The organism is Clostridioides sp. ES-S-0049-02, from assembly GCF_020658465.1.
In the GTDB taxonomy this organism is placed as follows: domain Bacteria; phylum Bacillota; class Clostridia; order Peptostreptococcales; family Peptostreptococcaceae; genus Clostridioides.
Genome location: NZ_JACVWG010000006.1, coordinates 153,007 through 171,928, shown reverse-complemented (window position 1 = coordinate 171,928; position 18,922 = coordinate 153,007). Strand labels below are relative to the sequence as shown.

General features: G+C 26.7%; 16 protein-coding genes. All 16 read right to left on the bottom strand.

Annotated elements, in window-relative coordinates:
* Positions 1–265 precede the first annotated feature (265 nt).
* Positions 266–1,240 carry a glucosaminidase domain-containing protein gene (locus IC213_RS14210; protein WP_227436607.1) on the bottom strand — a complete coding sequence of 325 codons (975 nt, stop codon included), beginning with the start codon at positions 1,238–1,240 and terminating at the stop codon, positions 266–268.
* Positions 1,241–1,361: 121 nt separating this feature from the next.
* A complete protein-coding gene (wecB, locus tag IC213_RS14205; protein WP_227436609.1) occupies positions 1,362–2,471 on the bottom strand; it encodes a non-hydrolyzing UDP-N-acetylglucosamine 2-epimerase in 1,110 nt (369 codons plus the stop codon).
* Between the two features lie 57 nt (positions 2,472–2,528).
* Complete coding sequence (locus IC213_RS14200) at positions 2,529–3,614, bottom strand: glycoside hydrolase family 113 (protein WP_227436611.1); 1,086 nt, start codon at positions 3,612–3,614, stop codon at positions 2,529–2,531.
* Between the two features lie 37 nt (positions 3,615–3,651).
* Positions 3,652–5,733, bottom strand: coding sequence for a cellulose biosynthesis cyclic di-GMP-binding regulatory protein BcsB (locus tag IC213_RS14195; RefSeq protein WP_227860808.1), 2,082 nt, complete (start codon positions 5,731–5,733; stop codon positions 3,652–3,654).
* A 22-nt stretch (positions 5,734–5,755) separates the two neighbouring features.
* The gene (locus IC213_RS14190) at positions 5,756–7,012 is read right to left on the bottom strand and encodes a glycosyltransferase family 2 protein (RefSeq protein WP_227863199.1); all 1,257 of its coding nucleotides are present in this window, start codon (positions 7,010–7,012) and stop codon (positions 5,756–5,758) included.
* A 49-nt stretch (positions 7,013–7,061) separates the two neighbouring features.
* Positions 7,062–8,726 (bottom strand): DUF2334 domain-containing protein, encoded by a 1,665-nt coding sequence (locus IC213_RS14185; protein WP_227482918.1) that lies wholly within the window; start codon positions 8,724–8,726, stop codon positions 7,062–7,064.
* Positions 8,716–9,564, bottom strand: coding sequence for a diguanylate cyclase domain-containing protein (locus tag IC213_RS14180; protein ID WP_227863198.1), 849 nt, complete (start codon positions 9,562–9,564; stop codon positions 8,716–8,718). Before IC213_RS14180 ends, IC213_RS14185 begins: the two co-directional genes overlap by 11 nt.
* Positions 9,565–9,906: 342 nt before the next feature.
* Positions 9,907–10,959 carry a spermidine/putrescine ABC transporter substrate-binding protein gene (locus IC213_RS14175; RefSeq protein ID WP_227436621.1) on the bottom strand — a complete coding sequence of 351 codons (1,053 nt, stop codon included), beginning with the start codon at positions 10,957–10,959 and terminating at the stop codon, positions 9,907–9,909.
* Positions 10,959–11,633, bottom strand: a complete 675-nt coding sequence (locus tag IC213_RS14170; RefSeq protein ID WP_227436781.1) for an ABC transporter permease — start codon at positions 11,631–11,633, stop codon at positions 10,959–10,961. The genes IC213_RS14175 and IC213_RS14170 overlap by 1 nt, the downstream gene beginning before the upstream one ends.
* A gap of 104 nt (positions 11,634–11,737) precedes the next feature.
* Positions 11,738–12,574 (bottom strand): ABC transporter permease, encoded by an 837-nt coding sequence (locus tag IC213_RS14165; RefSeq protein ID WP_227436623.1) that lies wholly within the window; start codon positions 12,572–12,574, stop codon positions 11,738–11,740.
* Position 12,575: 1 nt separating this feature from the next.
* Positions 12,576–13,619 (bottom strand): spermidine/putrescine ABC transporter ATP-binding protein, encoded by a 1,044-nt coding sequence (gene potA / locus IC213_RS14160; RefSeq protein WP_227436625.1) that lies wholly within the window; start codon positions 13,617–13,619, stop codon positions 12,576–12,578.
* An 18-nt stretch (positions 13,620–13,637) separates the two neighbouring features.
* The gene (locus IC213_RS14155; protein ID WP_021383760.1) at positions 13,638–14,177 is read right to left on the bottom strand and encodes a helix-turn-helix domain-containing protein; all 540 of its coding nucleotides are present in this window, start codon (positions 14,175–14,177) and stop codon (positions 13,638–13,640) included.
* 430 nt (positions 14,178–14,607) lie between these two features.
* Entirely contained in the window at positions 14,608–15,297 is a 690-nt protein-coding gene (locus tag IC213_RS14150) for a YczE/YyaS/YitT family protein (RefSeq protein ID WP_227436626.1), read from the bottom strand.
* A 305-nt stretch (positions 15,298–15,602) separates the two neighbouring features.
* A complete protein-coding gene (locus IC213_RS14145; protein WP_227863200.1) occupies positions 15,603–15,866 on the bottom strand; it encodes an ABC transporter permease subunit in 264 nt (87 codons plus the stop codon).
* A 412-nt stretch (positions 15,867–16,278) separates the two neighbouring features.
* The gene (locus tag IC213_RS14140; RefSeq protein ID WP_227863197.1) at positions 16,279–18,174 is read right to left on the bottom strand and encodes a CotH kinase family protein; all 1,896 of its coding nucleotides are present in this window, start codon (positions 18,172–18,174) and stop codon (positions 16,279–16,281) included.
* Between the two features lie 16 nt (positions 18,175–18,190).
* Positions 18,191–18,865, bottom strand: coding sequence for a DUF4956 domain-containing protein (locus IC213_RS14135; protein WP_407812130.1), 675 nt, complete (start codon positions 18,863–18,865; stop codon positions 18,191–18,193).
* Positions 18,866–18,922 lie beyond the last annotated feature (57 nt).

Below are 18,922 nucleotides of genomic sequence, written 5' to 3'. Positions count from 1 at the left end.
AGCCAGGATCAAACTCTCAAATAAAAGTTTATCAGGCTCAGATACTATTGTTATCTAAATATCTGGCTTTATGGTTTGTTTCTTGTTTTATAAATTAACCTACTGTTTAATTTTCAAAGTTCATTTTGTTCTCTTTCGAGTACAGTAATAATAATATCACCTTTCAAATAACAAGTCAATACATTTTTTTATGTTTTTTTACATTTTTTCTATTCTTTTGTATAAAACAAATTTATCTTGTTACACTTTCATGTAGAATTAATCCTTATTTTGTTTCCACTTTATTATCTATTAATTGTAAGTTATAGCTTCTAATAACCTCTATTAGTAGTTCTGCATATATACGATTCCCACTTTTATCTTCAGCTGTACTATATCCAGCATCTTCTAATGCTTGTGCCTGACTAATATAGTCTTTTGCTTCAAACAATCCATTTTTTCTATACCTTTTATTATTTACTAAAAATAAACCATGGTCTTTTACAGAGTCCTCTAATGAACCATATGACCTAAAACTTGCTACAATTTTTTCATTATAATGTTCAGAAGTTGAAATTGCTACACTTTTTCCCTTCCACGCTTTATCTGCCTTTATACCAAATAAATTATTACTTTGCTTTGTAAGTTTAGAATTGCCCCACCCAGATTCTAATATTGCTTGTCCAATTGTTATAGATGGTAATATACCATAATCGATATACTCTCTTATAGCTGAGTCTTCTAATTTCTTTATAAACTTAATTTTTTCATCACTATCTTTTAGTTCCTTATTTCCAAGATATGTGTATTCTAAATCCTTCATGTATTTTTTTGCTCTACTTTTTTGAGAAGCGTCAAATTTCAATTCATTCAATACTTTCTTAAACTTTTTTACCTTGTATACTTTTTCTCCTTTATCATTTTTGTCTTCTACTATAAATTTTTCACCAACATTTAATGTATCTTTCTTTTTTATATTACTTAAATCTTCATCATAAATTACCATATCTATAGCAAGTAACTCCTTCCAGCTTAATTGAACTTTTCCGCCCCCTGCTTCATCAGCTACATCCATATAGTATTCAATTTTAGTAGTTTTTATATCTCTTACCTTATATAAGTCTTCAAAATATTTTGTTATATTAAAAACAGCTATTATACTTGCTATTATAAACACAGTAATAAATACCTTCTTAAATACAAGCTTTAACCTTCTTACAGCTTTATTTTTGCCTAAATTTTTTATACATTTTCTAGCCATATTATTCCCCCTTGCTAATTGTATTCCTTATCTTATCATAATTTTTATATTAAGTCGTTATATTTTAATTCTGTCTTATATAAAATTTAAATTAAGCTAACAAAAGCTAATTTAAGTATCTTCAATTAAATTTTTTTACTATTATATCCACTATATACTTGCTTGCATTTCCATCCCCATATGGATTTGAAGCTTTACTCATTTGAATATAATTATTTCTATTTGTTAATAATTGTTTTACAGAATTATATATATTTTCTTCATTTGTACCTATTAATTTAAGTGTTTTTGCTTCAATACCTTCTATTCTTTCTGTCTTTTTTCTTAACACAAGTACTGGTTTCCCTAGCGATGGAGCCTCTTCTTGTATTCCACCACTATCAGTCATTATCATATATGATTTGTTTAAAAAATTGTGAAAATCAACTACCTCCAAAGGCTCTATAATGTGAATTTTTTTAGTGTTTTTCCCAAATACTTCACTGGCTATACTACGTATTTCAGGATTTAAATGTATAGGATATACTACCTGTACATCTTCAAATTCATCTACTATTCGCTTTACAGCTCTAAATATATTTCTCATAGGTTCTCCTAAGTTTTCCCTCCTATGAGAAGTCAATAAAATCATTCTGTCATCACCAAGCTTATCCATTATAGGGTGAGTATAATTTTCTCTTATTGTCATCTTTAATGCATCAATTGCAGTATTGCCTGTTACAAATATATTGTCTTCAGACTTTCCTTCTGAAATTAGGTTTTGTTTTGCCAAATTAGTAGGAGCAAAGTGTATATCAGCAATAATTCCTGTAAGTTGTCTATTTAGTTCTTCTGGAAATGGAGAATATTTATCATAAGTTCTAAGTCCTGCTTCTATATGACCTACTAGAACTTTACTATAAAATGCAGTTAAACTAGTAGCTAGAGTTGTCGTTGTATCTCCATGTACTAAGATTACGTCTGGCTTTTCTTTATCTATAATCATGGGAAGTTCATTTAAAACTTTACATGTTATATCATTTAAACTTTGCCCTTTTTTCATTATGTCTAAATCATAGTCTACATTTATATTGAAAGTTTCTATAACCTGGTCAAGCATTTCTCTATGTTGTGCTGTCACACACACAATACTTTTTATATGCTCTCTTTTTTCAAGTTCCTTAATTAAAGGAGCTACTTTGATAGCTTCAGGTCTAGTTCCAAATACAGTCATAACCTTGATGTCATCCATTTATATCTCTCCTAATCAACTATTTATATACTATAATTGTCTATTTATATAACAAATTTATTTATACCAAGATTTAATAATCTTTATACTCTCTTTTGATGGATAAAAGTTTTTTTCTTCATCAATTTTACCTACACAAAACACAGAAAAACCATTTATCCAATCCTCTTTTTCAAAAACTCTCCTATATGCTTCAAAGCATCTCGCTTGTTCTTCATCATTTATAATTTCTGAAGGAACATGATTCCATGGTTGAGAACTTGCATTTTCTCTATTTGAAAAGCCTAATTCTCCAAAAAATATCGGTTTACGATGAACCTTATAAAGATTATATAGTTCTTCTTTTATATTTTGTCCTCTATTATTCACAGTAGATGAATGTAAAGCAGAAACCAATTCATCAACTGTATTGACAGATTTATCACTTAACTCAAAATACGCTGCTATGGATATAAAGTCTAACTTATCAAAAAAATTATTATTTAGTTTTTGTTCATAAGATAATTTACTATTTAAATCACCTTTTCTTGTATACCACCAATTAGTTCTATATGTTACAAGACCATCAAATTTTGATTGTACAAAATCTATTATTTCACCCCAATTTTGTTGATATTCTTCTAGGTATACAAAATTAGAGCCTACATTTAAAACCTTTACATCCAATGGATTTGCTACATCTTCTATAAGTTCATTTAATACAGTATTTTGCCAGTTATAAAAAAATCTTTTTTTATTCATAGGATTCCAATCTGTCTCATACAACTCTCCATTTTTTATCCATGGATATGCTTCCAATATTGTGGAAATACCCTGCTTGTTTAATTTTTTTATTAGTTTGATTGCCTTTTTTTTGCTATTAGTATCTATTGACATGATATCAGAATTAATATCATCTACAGTTATAACTATAGGTACATTTATTGTATTCAATCCTAGCTTATCTATATCCTTCATAACTTGATTTATTTCATAATCTATAGATAAATTGGCTGATTTAATCTTGCCCTCATACTGGCTATCTACTAAACTTCTATTTTTTAATTCAATATTTACAAAATAAATTATAAATACAAAAGTTAAAATAATTCCTAAGATTAAAATATTTTTCTTAAATTTAAATTTGTTTATATTTTTATTCAAATCATATACCTCATTTTAAAATAATAAGTTTACTGTATTATCTTCTTTTATATTTCTTGATAAATAATATTGATAGAATTATAGCTACAGTTATAACAATAAAAGAAACAACAAAAAAAACTTTAGCTGTTTTACTTATATTCAATTCTCTACTTGAATCTTTTATTTCTTTATTTATTTTTGTATTGTAATTTAAATCTTTTACTTCTCCATATTCATCAATTGTTAGTGTATCTCCTTTTAAATCATTGCCTTGACTTTTATTTAATAAATAATCCATTCCTAAATATAAATTTTTTTCATCTATTGAGCTGATTACCATAATATTTCTTTGATTATTGTAAGGTGATTTTATCAATTGTATTGATGAAATGTTTTTACCATAATCGTCAATAAAGCTTATCTTATCATTTGATAAAAAGTTAGAATAGTTTTTATTGAACTTTACATTTAAGTTGCTATTTATCATCTTTATAACAGAGTTGTTAAGTGGTACTCCAAAAACTATAATATTCGTATCTTTATATTTATTGATAAACTCTTTTCCTCTAATTACATTTATGTTTCCTTCATGTGAACTAATATTTGCACCTAAATTAACACCTAGTCTGGACATCCATGTCATTGCTTGAGACCCAGAATAATCTGGCATTATTACAGTTAAATCATTAAACTTATCATTCTTAACAAATGGATATGGATAACTTTCAAAATTCAGTGACTGATTTTCTTTTGTCGATAATTCCAAGTAAGAACTATTTGACACGTATGCCCAAGGATTATTACTTTCTCTTGTAACACAATTTAAATTTTTTATATTTAAATTAAACACCAACTTAACTTGATAGTAGTTTTTATTATCTATATCTTTAGGTATTTTTAATTCTAGCTTGTCATTGTCTGAATATGCTCTATCTAATTTTTTACTTCCTACAACAACATCATTTATATATACTGTAACTAATGACTTGTCAAAATCCAAATTATCAGAATATCTTAAATTTAAAACAATCTTTGAACCATTATTTAACTTTCTACCTTTTGGTATTCTAACATCAAATAAAGCTTGTTGACTAAATGCACCTTCCAATAAAATATCTGCATATCCTAATTCTTCTAAAGTCATATGTCCTAAATTTAATTCTTGTTCACCATCAATCTTTATATTAGTATCTTTATTTACAAGTATTGATGATGATAGAATTTGATTAGAAAGTCTATTGTCTATCAATACTTTAGATGCTTTTATTAAATCTTCTTCATTACTACCTATTACCACCAGCATCTTCTTATTATTGTTATACGGAGAATTTATCTGCTTAATTATACAATTTGAAGATAATAAAGTTTGTTCCTTTGCACTTAGAATATTCAAAATTTCTTCTGCTGTATTTTCAGGTTTACCAATGTATATAATGTTATCATCTGACCAGTTCTTCATTTCTGAATATAATTTAACGTCAAACTGTAACTTATCGTTCTGTGTTATTTTTCCAAATTCTGATGCTAAATTAAACACAGCTGTAGATTCACCTCTACTCATATTATCTGGAACTACTAAAGTTGTATCTAATTTAAAATTTTCTTCAATTTCTATATATGGATATGGATACTCATTTATTGAATTGCCCAATTTTTTCTGCTTATATCTAATTGATGTATAAGATTCCTTATGAATAACCATCCAGTTCCCAGTGTTAGAATCATCCTGACATATTTTGTCAGATATTGTTTTATATGCTTTTACTTTTATTTCATTATATCCTTGTATTATATAATCTTTAGGTATTGATACTTTTAATGTATCTTTATAATCTTTTTTGGCATTTAGTTTAATCGATTTTATTGGTACATTATTTATTAAGATAGTTAAACTTGAAACATCTCCATTTAATATTTGACTCTTACTAAAATTAAGATTAAATAATACTTCCTCAACATCCCAATTTTTGTTTACTTCAAAAAAAGTACTATTGCTACCTATAACTCCATCAATAGTTACATCTCTTTCAAACTTATAATTTTTGACTTTGGTTTCATCAGCTTTTACTTCATCTACAAATGCGATATTTGAAAAAAACAATACTAAAGATACAATTAATACAACAAATTTTTTCATGTTAATACCTCCTGTACATGAATTAAAATCTTTCCGTTTTATACCATTTAACTTCTCTTTTGAAAATTATATCTTTTAAATACTCTACCATTCCTTTTATAGCAACAAATAGCCATAGTTGAGAATATGTAAAATACATAAGTGCTACTATAAATATATTCTCAATTGTAGCCTCACCTTTTTCTATAGTTAAGCTTATACTCACTTCTATGATAAATAAAATGTATGATAGTATCCATATTATAATAAAGTTGATTGGAATAGAAATCTCTATTAATTTAAATACACTTAAAACAAATAAAATATCTGAGATAATAACAGATGTTAAAAATAGAAAATATACAGAAAAAAAGTAGGCTATATCAAATACAATTTTATTTTTACCTTGTTTAAATATATTTTTTATATATTTCATTAAAACGTATATATTCCCTTTTGCCCATCTGGTCCTTTGCTTTATCCAAACTTTAATAGTTTCTGGTTCTTGTTCCCATGTTATCGACTGTGGCACAAGCTTTATTTTATATCCTAACTTATATATTCTAAAGCTAATTTCTGTATCTTCTGCAATTGCTTTGCTATCCCATCCCCCAATTTCTTCTATAATACTTTTTCTCAATATAAAGTTAGTTCCTGGTATTGTACATAAATTAAATAATTGCCATCTACCAGCTTGAGACATCCATTGAAAGCTTAAGGTTTCAATATTTATAAATTTCGTCAATAGATTTTTACTTTTATTTCTAGTTCTAAACTTTCCAATAACAGCACCTAATTCATCATCTAGAACTATTGTTTGTATTAAATACCTAAGTGCATCTCTATCTGGGGTATTATCTGCATCATATACTGCTATAAACTCTCCTTTTGAAATTTTATATCCAATATTTAATGCATTTGATTTTCCCTTACCTCCAGTCATGCTATCTGTATTTATAATAGTAAAATTATAGTTTTTATATTTACTCTTTATGCTTTCTAAAATTTTTCTACTATTATCAGAAGAGTTGTCATTTATCACAATAAGTTCCATTTTATCTTTAGGATAATTAAGTAGTAATAAAGATTCCACAGTCCTACCTATCACCTTTGCTTCATTATGAGCAGGAACAAGTATTGATACCACTGGATATCTATCAATTTTTTTTATTTTTTTATCAAAGTTCTTAAAATAAAATAGATATCCCCCCATAGCTAAAACTATATTTATAAGTAGTAAAGACCATATACTAAATAAACTAAATATAAATAGATACTCTGATACATTTAATCCTCTCATAAAATTCACCTAAAATCTTTTTAAATATTAGCACTTCATCTAAACTTTTTTATTTTAAAAATTTCTTTTTATCTATTTTTTTAAAATATATAAATATAATTACAAAAACTAAAACACTTATAGATACTATTGATATTAAAATTTTGCTGATTTTAGATATAGATTTAAACCTAGTTTCATCTTCTTTATTTTTTTCTAAATTTCTATCATAGTTGACTTTAATTTCATTACCATTATTTCTTATTTGTATCTCATCAACCTTTACCCAATTATCAAAATCTCTTAAATCTAAAAACTCTATATTTTGTTTTTCTAGGTATTCTATTGTATCTTTCAAATATTTTATATCTAAATACGAATGAAAGAAAAAACCACCACTAAAACCTCTGACAATAGATAGTGTATCTAAATTTTCTTTTATGTTTTGAAAAGTAAGTTTATCTTCTGGGTCTATATATCCCAAATTTTCAGGAATGAATATGTTAAATTCTTCTGTATCTCTAATTACATATGGATACGTATTTGTGCTAAATTTTTTATCATTATTTTGATGTTGCCCTACATAAGTAGAAAAATATTTTTTTAATTCTTTATATCCTTCAGATTCTATTGCATAATGAGGAGCTTCAAATGCAAGAGGATAAATTCCATTTTCTATACATATTCTAAGCCCTTTTAAAACCCTATCTTTCACAAAAATTGTCATATTTTCTTTTAATGGCTCATCTTTTTCCCCATCCCAAAATTCATATCCTTCTCCAGAAACTTCTTCATTTTTATATTTATGTGTGTATCCATGTAATATCACTGTACCACCCTTATCTTGCATATATTTTACTGCTTTAACAATCTCAGGGCTTTCTGATAAAGTCGTTATCTTATGATTTTTAGGATTTACATAAGCTGGTATCAAAGCAATTGTAAATGGTATATTCTTATTGCTTAAATAATCAGCTATTTTTATTAATTCTTTTGGTTCTCTAAATGCATGTACATCTTCTATTCTTACGAATATACGACCTTTATTGAAAGTTTTAACATTAAACACATCATTTAGTGAATCACAAAATATATAAAATAAAACACCATCTAAATCCAACTTTGACACATAGAAAAGATTTTTATCATTTACAATATACGGATATTCATTTACTGTATCACTAATAGTTCCTATAATTTTATTGTTTTTATCTGTTGATTTTACAATATTAAATAAATAGTGTTCCTCCAAGTTATACTCTTTACCTTTATAGGTTACACTGTTTATATTATTTGTTTTTTTTACATATTCTAAGTTATATTTCTTATATTCCAACAGATTTTCTATACCATGCCCTAACCAGCAGATGACTCCTTTATAGGAATCTAATGAATTAATTAAGGTGTTAGTTTTTTCATCATTACTATATGAATTTTCATTTATTCCTATAATAAATATATGACTATAATAAGTTTCATTTATCTCATTATCATAGTTGCTTAATTTTAATAACTCTATATTTGAGCTAAATCTACCTAATAGAGTCCTCACAATTTTCAAGATATCTCGATTGTAAGATGTTTCTTTCTTAGAATCATAAATAACCAGTACCTTATTTGTATTAGAATAAGTCTCTACCGCATATGAGCATATATTAAAATTTGACATTATCAATACTATTAAAAGCACAATTAACACTTTAGATAAATTTTTATTGTAAGTTTTAAACATCATACTGCAATTCCTCTTCAACCATATTCTTAAAATTTATACTGTCTCCAAAAGTATCTTTATACTCTAAAATTGCAATTTTCACATCTATATTTACATATCTTCCTTTATTATTTAAATCTAAGTTTAACTCTTTTATCCTCTTCTTTATTCTATCTCTAACAACTTTTGAGCCTTCTAATGCTGTGTTTGGCATCAGTATTCCTATCATATCTTTTTGTAAACTGTATATTATATCTTCATTTCTTGTACATTCCACAATATTTGAACTAATATATTTTACTATTTTGTTAGTTTTACTTTCACCAAATATAGTCTGTAGGTTTTCATAATATGGTAATTTTACTATCATAAGAGAAAAAGTAGTAGTATATCTGACTGACTTACTTATTTCCATATTTACATCATTATAAAAAATTTTTAAGTTTCTAAGCCCAGTTTCATTATCTATAGTTACTAGTTCCTTATATTGTTCAGTTAATTTTATATTTGTAAGTTGTAATTCATTTATGTTTTTATTTATGTTCCCCATTATAATTGAAGATATTGGTATTGCTATTATCCATATATATGATATAAACTCAACATCTATATTGTGAGTAATATTGTTATATAAAATATAGGATGTATATATAAATATAGTTATTGAACTTGTTATTAAACCAACTACTGAGTTTGATAAATAAGTTAACATTATTATAAAAAAAATAACTGATAACATTATAAATACATTCAGTTTATTTTCTATTCTAATAGATAGTATTACTATCCCAACAATTAAAAATATAAAAACAAACAAACTTAACATTAATAAATCTATCTTTTTATTTGTCCCATTCATTTTTTATAAATTTACACCTCCAATTATTTTATTAAGTTGCCCATTTTTTCTAATTATTATTAAAATCAATATGTAAATAATTTTTTAACTTAATAAAAATAAATTAAATTATATATATATAAATAAATAATAAAAAAACAAGCAAATATTTAAGATTAATGCTATCTATTTGCTTATCTTTAAAATAATTATCATGTATGTATTTATAGTAAATAAATTATATATATCTATAACATACACATATTTATGTATAAGCAAAAAAATAAAACTGTTCAATAATTAGAAAATAATTTCTAAATAAGAACAGTTTTATTAAGTAAATATTATTAAATAAATAATACTCTATTTTGATTTTAACTCTATCCAAGCCTTATCGTATAACTTGATGTTTTCACCAATATCTTCAAAAGTTTCACATTTAGCAAGTACATCCTTAGATGGATATGCAACAGGATTGCTAGTTATTTCTGGGTCCAATAACTTTAGTGCTCCTGTATTAGGTGTTGAATATCCAATATACTCAGCATTTACTTTTGCATTTTCTGGGTCTAGCAAGAAGTTTATAAATAACTCAGCTTCTTTTTTATTTTGTGCTGTTGTAGGTACACACATAGCATCCACCCACTTGTTTGTACCTTCTTTAGGTATAGCATAATCAAGGTCAGGATTTTGATCCATCAATGTAACTGCATCTCCAGAATACAACATCCCCATTGCAACTTCTCCACCTAATAATCTATCTTTTCCTTCGTCGTTTACATATGCTAAGACCAAATCCTTTTGCTTTATTAAAAGATTTTTTGCTTCATTTATTTCTTTTGGATTTACACTATTCATACTGTATCCTAATTTTTTAAGGGTTATCCCTATAGTATCTCTAACAGAGTCAAACATCATCATGTTTCCTTTATATTTTGGATTCCAAAGTATATTCCAACTATCTATAGGCTCTTTAACTTCTTTTTTATTATATAAGATTCCAAGAGTACCCCACATATATGCAACACTATATTCATTAGTGTCATCATATACAGGATTTAAAAAACTCTTATCTAAATACTTCATATTAGGTATGTTTTTAAAATCTATTTTTTCCAAAAGACCTTCATTTTTCATTTTTTCCACCATATAATCTGATGGAAAAACTAAATCATAATGAGTGCTACCACTCTTAACCTTTTGATACATCATTTCATTAGTATCATAAGTTGAATACTGAACTTCTATTCCTGTTTCTTTTTCAAACTTATCTATAAGAGATTCATCTATATAATCACCAACATTATATACATTTAGAACCTTTGTAGAATCTGTTGATTTATTACATCCTGTAAATAAAGTTGCTGTAATCATACCTACAGTTATAAGGGATATTATTTTCTTAAACTTAATCATTATTTAGTCCCCCTTACTATAGATTCTTTTTTATTAGCCAATAGAAGTAATCCTAAAACCACCGCAAACATTATCGTTGATAATGCATTTATTTCAGGCTTTATACCTCTTCGAGCCATTCCATAGATTTCTATAGAAAGATTACTTACACCATTTCCAGCATTAAAGAAACTTATTATAAAGTCATCTATTGACATAGTAAATGCAATCAAAAATCCAGAAACTATACCTGGTTTTATTTGTGGTAAAATTACTTTTCTAAGAGCATACATAGGTGTTGCTCCTAAGTCCATAGCTGCATCTTCTATATTATCAGGTAATTGCTTCATTTTTGGTAAAACTGAAAGTATAACATATGGCAAACAAAACATTATATGTGCTAATAACATTGTTGTAAAACCAAATTCCATTTTTACAAATACAAATAGACTCATAAGGGCTACTGCTGTAACTATTTCTGTATTTAAAATAGGAAGGTAGTTTACATTCAGTATTAATTTTTTACTCTTCCCTCTCATCTTATGTATCCCTATAGCACTTATAGTTCCTACTATTGTTGATATTACAGATGCTAATATAGCTATAACAACAGTGTAATATAAAGCACTCATTATACTTTCATTTTGAAGTAATTGACCATACCATTTCCATGTAAATCCATTCCATCTTGCCATTGATTTTGAATCATTAAAAGAAAATAGTACCAATGCAAATATGGGTGCATACAAAAATAAGAATACTAATGCTAAATATATATTAGAAGTTATTTTCTTTAATTTTAAAATAGTAACCCACCACCTTCTTTGTCAGATTCATCTCCAAATTTTGACATTATCGACATGGATATTAATATTACTATCATCATAAATATCGATATAGCTGAGCCAAAGTTCCAATCTCCAACAACTGTGAATTGTTGTTCAATTAAATCTCCAACTAACATTATTTTACCTCCACCTAGCAGTCTTGATATTGCAAAAGTAGTAACTGCTGGCATAAATACCATAGTTATTCCAGACATTACTCCAGGCAAACTCAAAGGAAATATAATTTTTCTAAATACTGTCATGTTATTTGCACCTAAATCATGAGCAGCATTTATTAAATCATTATCCATCTTTGAAAGTGCTGTATATATTGGAAGAACCATAAATGGTAAAAAGTTATATACCATACCTAAAAGTATAGCAACATTAGTATACAAAATTGCTAATGGCTGTATTCCAAACCATCCTAAAAACGTATTTAAAAGTCCATTTTTTCCTAATATAGCTACCCATGCATACGTTCTTAAAAGAAAATTCATCCACATAGGAAGAATAAACAACAGTATTAATGAACCTCTTCTACTTACATGAGCTTTTGAAATTATATATGCCACTGGATAACCAACTACAAGACATATCAATGTAGCTACTCCTGCTAAAAGAATAGAACGAGCAAATACTTTAATATATATAGGGTCTATTACTTCTTTATAATTCTCAAGTGTAAATGCATAACCTGTACTTGAGTCTTTTGTAAAACTGAAAAATACTACTAGTATTAAAGGAATTATTACAAATATCGCACTCCAAACTACATATGGATATGCTAAAAAAGATTTCTTCTTCATATTAGTTACTCTCTTTTCTCATTATATGGATGTCTTCTGGATATATGTCCATGCCTAGTTCTACTCCAACTTCAGCATTTTTAGTATTATGAAGTATCCACAATCTTCCATTTTCATTTAATTCTATTTCATAGTGCACTCCTTTAAATACTGTAGATGTAACTTTCCCCTTTAACATTCCTTCTTCTGGCTTTACCATTTTTATATCTTCTGGTCTTATTACTACTTCTATATTTTCATTTTTTTCAAATCCTTTATCTACGCACTCAAACTCTCTATTACAGAAATTTACTTTATAATCTTCCATCATAATTCCATCAAATATATTACTTTCACCTATAAACTTTGCTACAAATGAATTTTTAGGTTCATTGTATATATCTTGAGGTGTTCCCATTTGTTGTATTTTACCTTTATACATTACAACAATAGTATCTGACATAGTAAGAGCCTCTTCTTGGTCATGAGTTACAAACACAAATGTTATTCCTAATTTTTTTTGAATTCTTTTTAATTCTATTTGCATTTCTTGTCTTAATTTTAAATCTAATGCTCCAAGTGGCTCGTCTAGTAACAATACTTTTGGTTCATTAACTAAAGCTCTTGCTATTGCAATCCTCTGTTGTTGTCCTCCACTTAATGAGTCAACTTGTCGTCTTTCAAAGCCTTCTAGTGCAACAAGTTTTAAAACCTCTTTCACTTTAGCATCTATTACATCTTTTGGAGTCTTTTTAATTTTTAGTCCAAAAGCTACATTTTCATATACATCCATATGTGGAAATAAAGCATATTTTTGAAACACTGTATTTACTTGTCTTTCATATGGTGGCAAATTATTTATCTCTTTACTTTCAAATAAAACTTTACCATCATCAGCATACTCAAAACCTGCTATTATTTTTAATGTAGTAGTTTTTCCACATCCACTTGGTCCAAGTAAAGTTAAAAACTCATTTTTCTTTATATCTAAATTGAAATTATCTAAAACAGTAAGTTCCTCATAATGCTTAGATATATCTCTTAATTCTATTATATTTTCTACCACTTATTAAACACCTCTATTCTAAAATGATGGTGGCGTACTTACCCAAATCACTTTTGCTGTCGTTTTACCTTCGTTTGATATATAGTGATTTGCTCTTGGTCTAAAGTAAAAGCTTTCTCCTTTTTTTACCTTATTTTTCTTTTCGCCTATATGAACATATATTGAACCTGCTAATACATATCCAAATTCTTCACCTTCATGTGGCTTTTCTTCTTTATATTGTCCACCTGGATACAATGTTATTATTATTGGCTCCATTTCATTTTTTTGTGAATTTGGAATTAACCACTTTAATTTATATTTTAAATCTTCATCTTCAGTTTCAAACATGTCTTCTTTTGTAAAACTAATTCTTTCGTCATCTATTTCATTAAAAAATTCCCTTAAATTTGTACCTAATATCTCAAGTATATCTATAAGGGTAGCTATGGATGGTGATGTTAAGTTATTTTCTAGTTGAGAAATAAATCCTTTTGACAATTCACATCTATTAGCTAACTCTTCCTGGGTCAGTTGTTTTTCTGTTCTTAATCTTTTTATCTTTTCACCTATATCCATGTTGCACCTCCTAATTTTTGTTTTATTTTACTAAACATTTTGTTTACTAAACATTGAGTTTAAAATTTGTAAACAACATAGGTAATTATATATAAAATTTAGATATAATACAAGACTTTTTTGCTAATTTTTTTATTTTTTTAGTTAGAATAAATACAAGTATTTTAAAGGCTTTGAAAATACACAATTTGAATGTGTTTATATTAATATCTATAAAGTTTAGTATCTCTAATTATAAATAAATCAATTCATATAACATATATAAAAGCTTTTAAAGTCTTAGAATATGTTAAGTAAATAAAAAATTGCTAAAAATCTATATTTTATAGTTTTTTAGCAATCCATATCTTTTAATATTTGAAATTTTATATATTTACAAGAAAATTTTTATTTATAATTACTATATACTTCTAATTAATTCTTTATAGAGCTATTTAGCCATATTTTGAGTAGCAGGTTTTTTATCTCCGCTCACATACAATTTTATAAATTTTATATCATCTATTATAAATCTATGTTTGATTTTACTACAATCTAATTTAAACAAATTGAATAATATTTGTGTAAGATATCCTAGACCAAATGCACTTATTATAGTTCCTATGCCAACTTTTCCACCTAAGAAAAATCCAACTATTAATGCACCAACTTCTATAGTTCCTCTTATTAAGTTAAGTGATTTTCCTGTTTTCTTTTGAAGAGCAACCATCAAACCATCTCTGGGTCCACTTCCTAGACCACTTCCCATGTAAAATACCATTCCAAGAGCTACAAGCCCCAAACCTAAAATTAACATAATTATTCCTATTAATACACTATCCGTCTTTGGAATTAAGTTAGTATATAGAAGTAAGTCCATAAAAAAGCCAATTAATAACATATTGAATACAGTTCCCCATCCTACATTTTCGCCTAGAATAACATCAGCTATAACTACTATAGAGCCTACAATTATAGAGGCAGTCCCTATAGTTATTCCTACATGATTTGAAAGACCTTGATGAAACACATCCCAAGGAGATAAACCTAGGTTACAATTTATCGTCAATACTATACCAATTGAACATATAAATAGACCTAAAACCAGCTTTGAAAATTTCCATAATACTTTTTGTAACAAAATCTACCCCTCCTAAACATAATTTAACTACTCACCTTAAATACCAAAAGTCAGCAGTTTTCGTGCAAAAATCCTATCTTATAAATTTTATAATCTAACTCTATGATACATCATTTTATGCTAAATAACTACCATTTTATTACAATTTGGTTACAAATTTTCAGATTATTTTTTCGAAGAAATAATTTATGTTTTCTACAATTAAACACTATATTTTCAATTTTATTTATAATTAAATAATAAAAGCTATTTAAACATATTTTATTATATTTAAATAGCTTTTATTTTATTATGTAATATTATTGTTAGTATGCAGTATTTAGTTTTTCTTCTATTTTCTTTTGAATAAATCCAAATACAAATAATATGAACCAATACACAAATCCTGCTACTAAGAAAGCTTCTAGATATTTATATTTACTACCGCCATTATAATTTGCTGTTGCCATTATTTCTATTACCCCTATAGTAAAAGCTAGTGATGAACCCTTAATTAAATCTACAAAGTGATTAGATAATGCAGGTATAGCTACTCTTATAGCCTGTGGCATAACTATTCTTCTAAATATTTGTACATTACTTGATGATATTTTTATTTACATGAATTTAAACTTTATTTATATACCATAATTTAGTTTTATAATTTTTAAACTTACACATCACTCTTTACTTTAATATAAGTTAAATTTAAAACATTTATTTTTATGGATATTTCTACAAAATATAAATTTATTTTCCATTTACCCCAAAATAATCGTATTATACTTTTCATACTTTGTCTAATCGTTTTTTTCTATGTACTTTTTTAATAGAATCAAATTTTACTATATCATTGTAAAATTATAAATGTACGAAATTACAACGATTATTAATCTAACACTAATAAGAAAATACTTTTTATTAAAAACAAAGATATTAAAATAAAAAAATACTGTTAAGTAGATATTTACTTAACAGTATCAATATTATTTGTATCTGAATCTATTTTGACTTTATAAATCTTCTTCGGTTTATCTTTGATACACCTACTAGCATAACTGACATGATTATCATTGAAACTCCACCTAAAATTAATTTAGAGTATGTTGTTGTTTTATTCATAGAGTCGCCTCCTTTATTACCAAAACCCCCAGCTTCCTTTGGATTACCTTGACTTCTATCTATATTCATATCTCCATTTTTACCATTCATATCACCCTTATCCATATTTCCCATTCCTGGTGGTGTTTTACCATCCATGCCTTCAGGTGGCTCTGGCATGCCACTCATCTTATCATCAGAATTTTCTGTGTCTTTACTTTCACTTGAACTATTATCATCAGAAGTTTCCTTAGTTGAAGAAGATTCTCCACTTAATTGAGCTTTTATAGTTTTACTCATATTTTCTGCAACTTCTAAAACTCCTGGTATTGACTTTCCACCTTTACCCATAGGCCCTCCTGACTTTTCATTAGTATCATCACCACTTTTATTGGTATTTGTATTATTCTCATTTTCACTATTATCTGTAGTGTTATTTTGAGTATCATTATCCGTATTAGTTTTGGCTTTGCTTAATGTTAATTCAGCATTAACTTCTTTTTCATTACTTTTGTTTTCAAAACTCTTATTTTCATTGTTAGAATCTTTATTATTAGATTCTTTATTATTAGATTCTTTATCACCAAATCCCTTATTATCACTAGAGTCTTCAATTGAAGATGTTATATTTTTTTCAAATTCTTCATAAGTATAAAATGCTGTTGGGTCTTCTTTTACATATGATGCTATCAAGTCATGTAATTTTGTTGTCATATTTTCCAGATAATCTGAATCCAAGTACTTGGTTACTATTTCTTCTAGGTATTCATGATACTTAGCTTTATATGTATCATTTTTTAATAATGCAGATATTAAAGGTCTATCTTCCAAATTACCTGTTGTAGGTTCATCAATAGCTATAGATTGACTACCTACACCAAAACCACTAAATCCACCAAATGACATATTAAAGTCCCATGGCAACATAGAAAACACTCCATCTTGTTCATATAAATAGTAATTATGAGCGAAACTACCTTGATAACTATCAAGATTTAATAAAGCTGTACTTATTGCTATATTTTTGAGGACAGAATCTACATCAAGATATTTTTCAACATCCTCACCTGTATCTAAAGATTTTAGTAGTTTTGTAACTTTAGACCAATCAGCAGTTTTCTTGTCACTTTCAACGATTAGATTTGAGTAACTATCTGGGTCATCACCCTCATATTGTAATGAGGCTCCTTCATCTGATTTGTATAAGTCTCCAGTTACATCTCCAAAATTATTTTCAAGATAAGATTCTTTTAACCCTTCTACTGCCAAATATAATCCATGATATTCACCATTTATAGAAACTTTAGCATATGCAAATTCTGGAGTAGCTAATCCCATCTCCTCACAGACACTATAAGTTAAAAATTCTCTCATATAAGATGGGTCAGAATAACAGTTATTAAGGTTTAATTGAGTAAGACCTTCCATACTTTGACTAGTATTATATTTATCGAAATTAATCTTATAGCTATATCTATCACTATCACTATTTGCTACAGATGTAAGACTTGAATTTCCTTTAGTTCTTATACCAACGTTTCCATATGTGTCTCCATTTACAGTTACTTTTGCAACTTTAAATTCTTCTTTTATAGCATTTTCATTTATATCTTCCAAGTCACTTTCATCTATTTCTATATTAACTTCCATAACCTTGTCTCTGTCAAAATATTTTTCAATATATACATTGCTATATAAATCAACATTTTTATTACCATATGTACTGTAAACTCCAACTACTGCACATAAAAATATAACCATAATTGAGATAAGAAGGGTAAATTTTTTATCTTTCATAAAAGATTACTCCTCTCTATGCTACATAGTCACCATTATAACTTACAAGAACTGCATTAGTAACTCCATCGACTTGGCTTAAGTCATTTATAAGACTTGTTTCTCCGTCTTTCATTCTTACTTCAAATACCAATTCTATACCTTTTTCTGGTGTAACACTTTTTGATTTTATTTGATATTTAGAAAATACTTTTTTAATTTTGTCAGTTGCAATATCTTCTGAATTCTCATTATTACAATTTACCATCAATATATATGGTGTTTCAGATATTGTTTTGTTTGAAAAGAATATTAGAATCAATCCCATGATTATTGAACCCATAACAGCTAATGGAATCAAACCTGCACCTAAAACTATGCCTGAGCCTAATGACCAAAATAGAAATACCAAATCCATTGGGTCTTTAATTGCTGTTCTAAATCTTACTATAGATAAAGCACCAACCATACCTAGAGATAAAACTACATTTGATGTAACTGCCAATATTACGAAAGTTGTAAGCATTGTAAGTGCTACAAGTGACACATTAAATGGTCGAGAATACATAATACCCATATAGGTTTTTTTGTAAATCATATATATAAACAAACCTACTAAAAATGCTGAACCTAGAGCTAAAGCACTATCTACAAATGAAAAACCTGATACATTTTCTATAAAACTTGATTTAAAAATATCGTTAAACGTCATAACTAAAATCATCCTTCCTATTTTTTAATTTTTTTATTTTATTTGGACGCTCTTTAC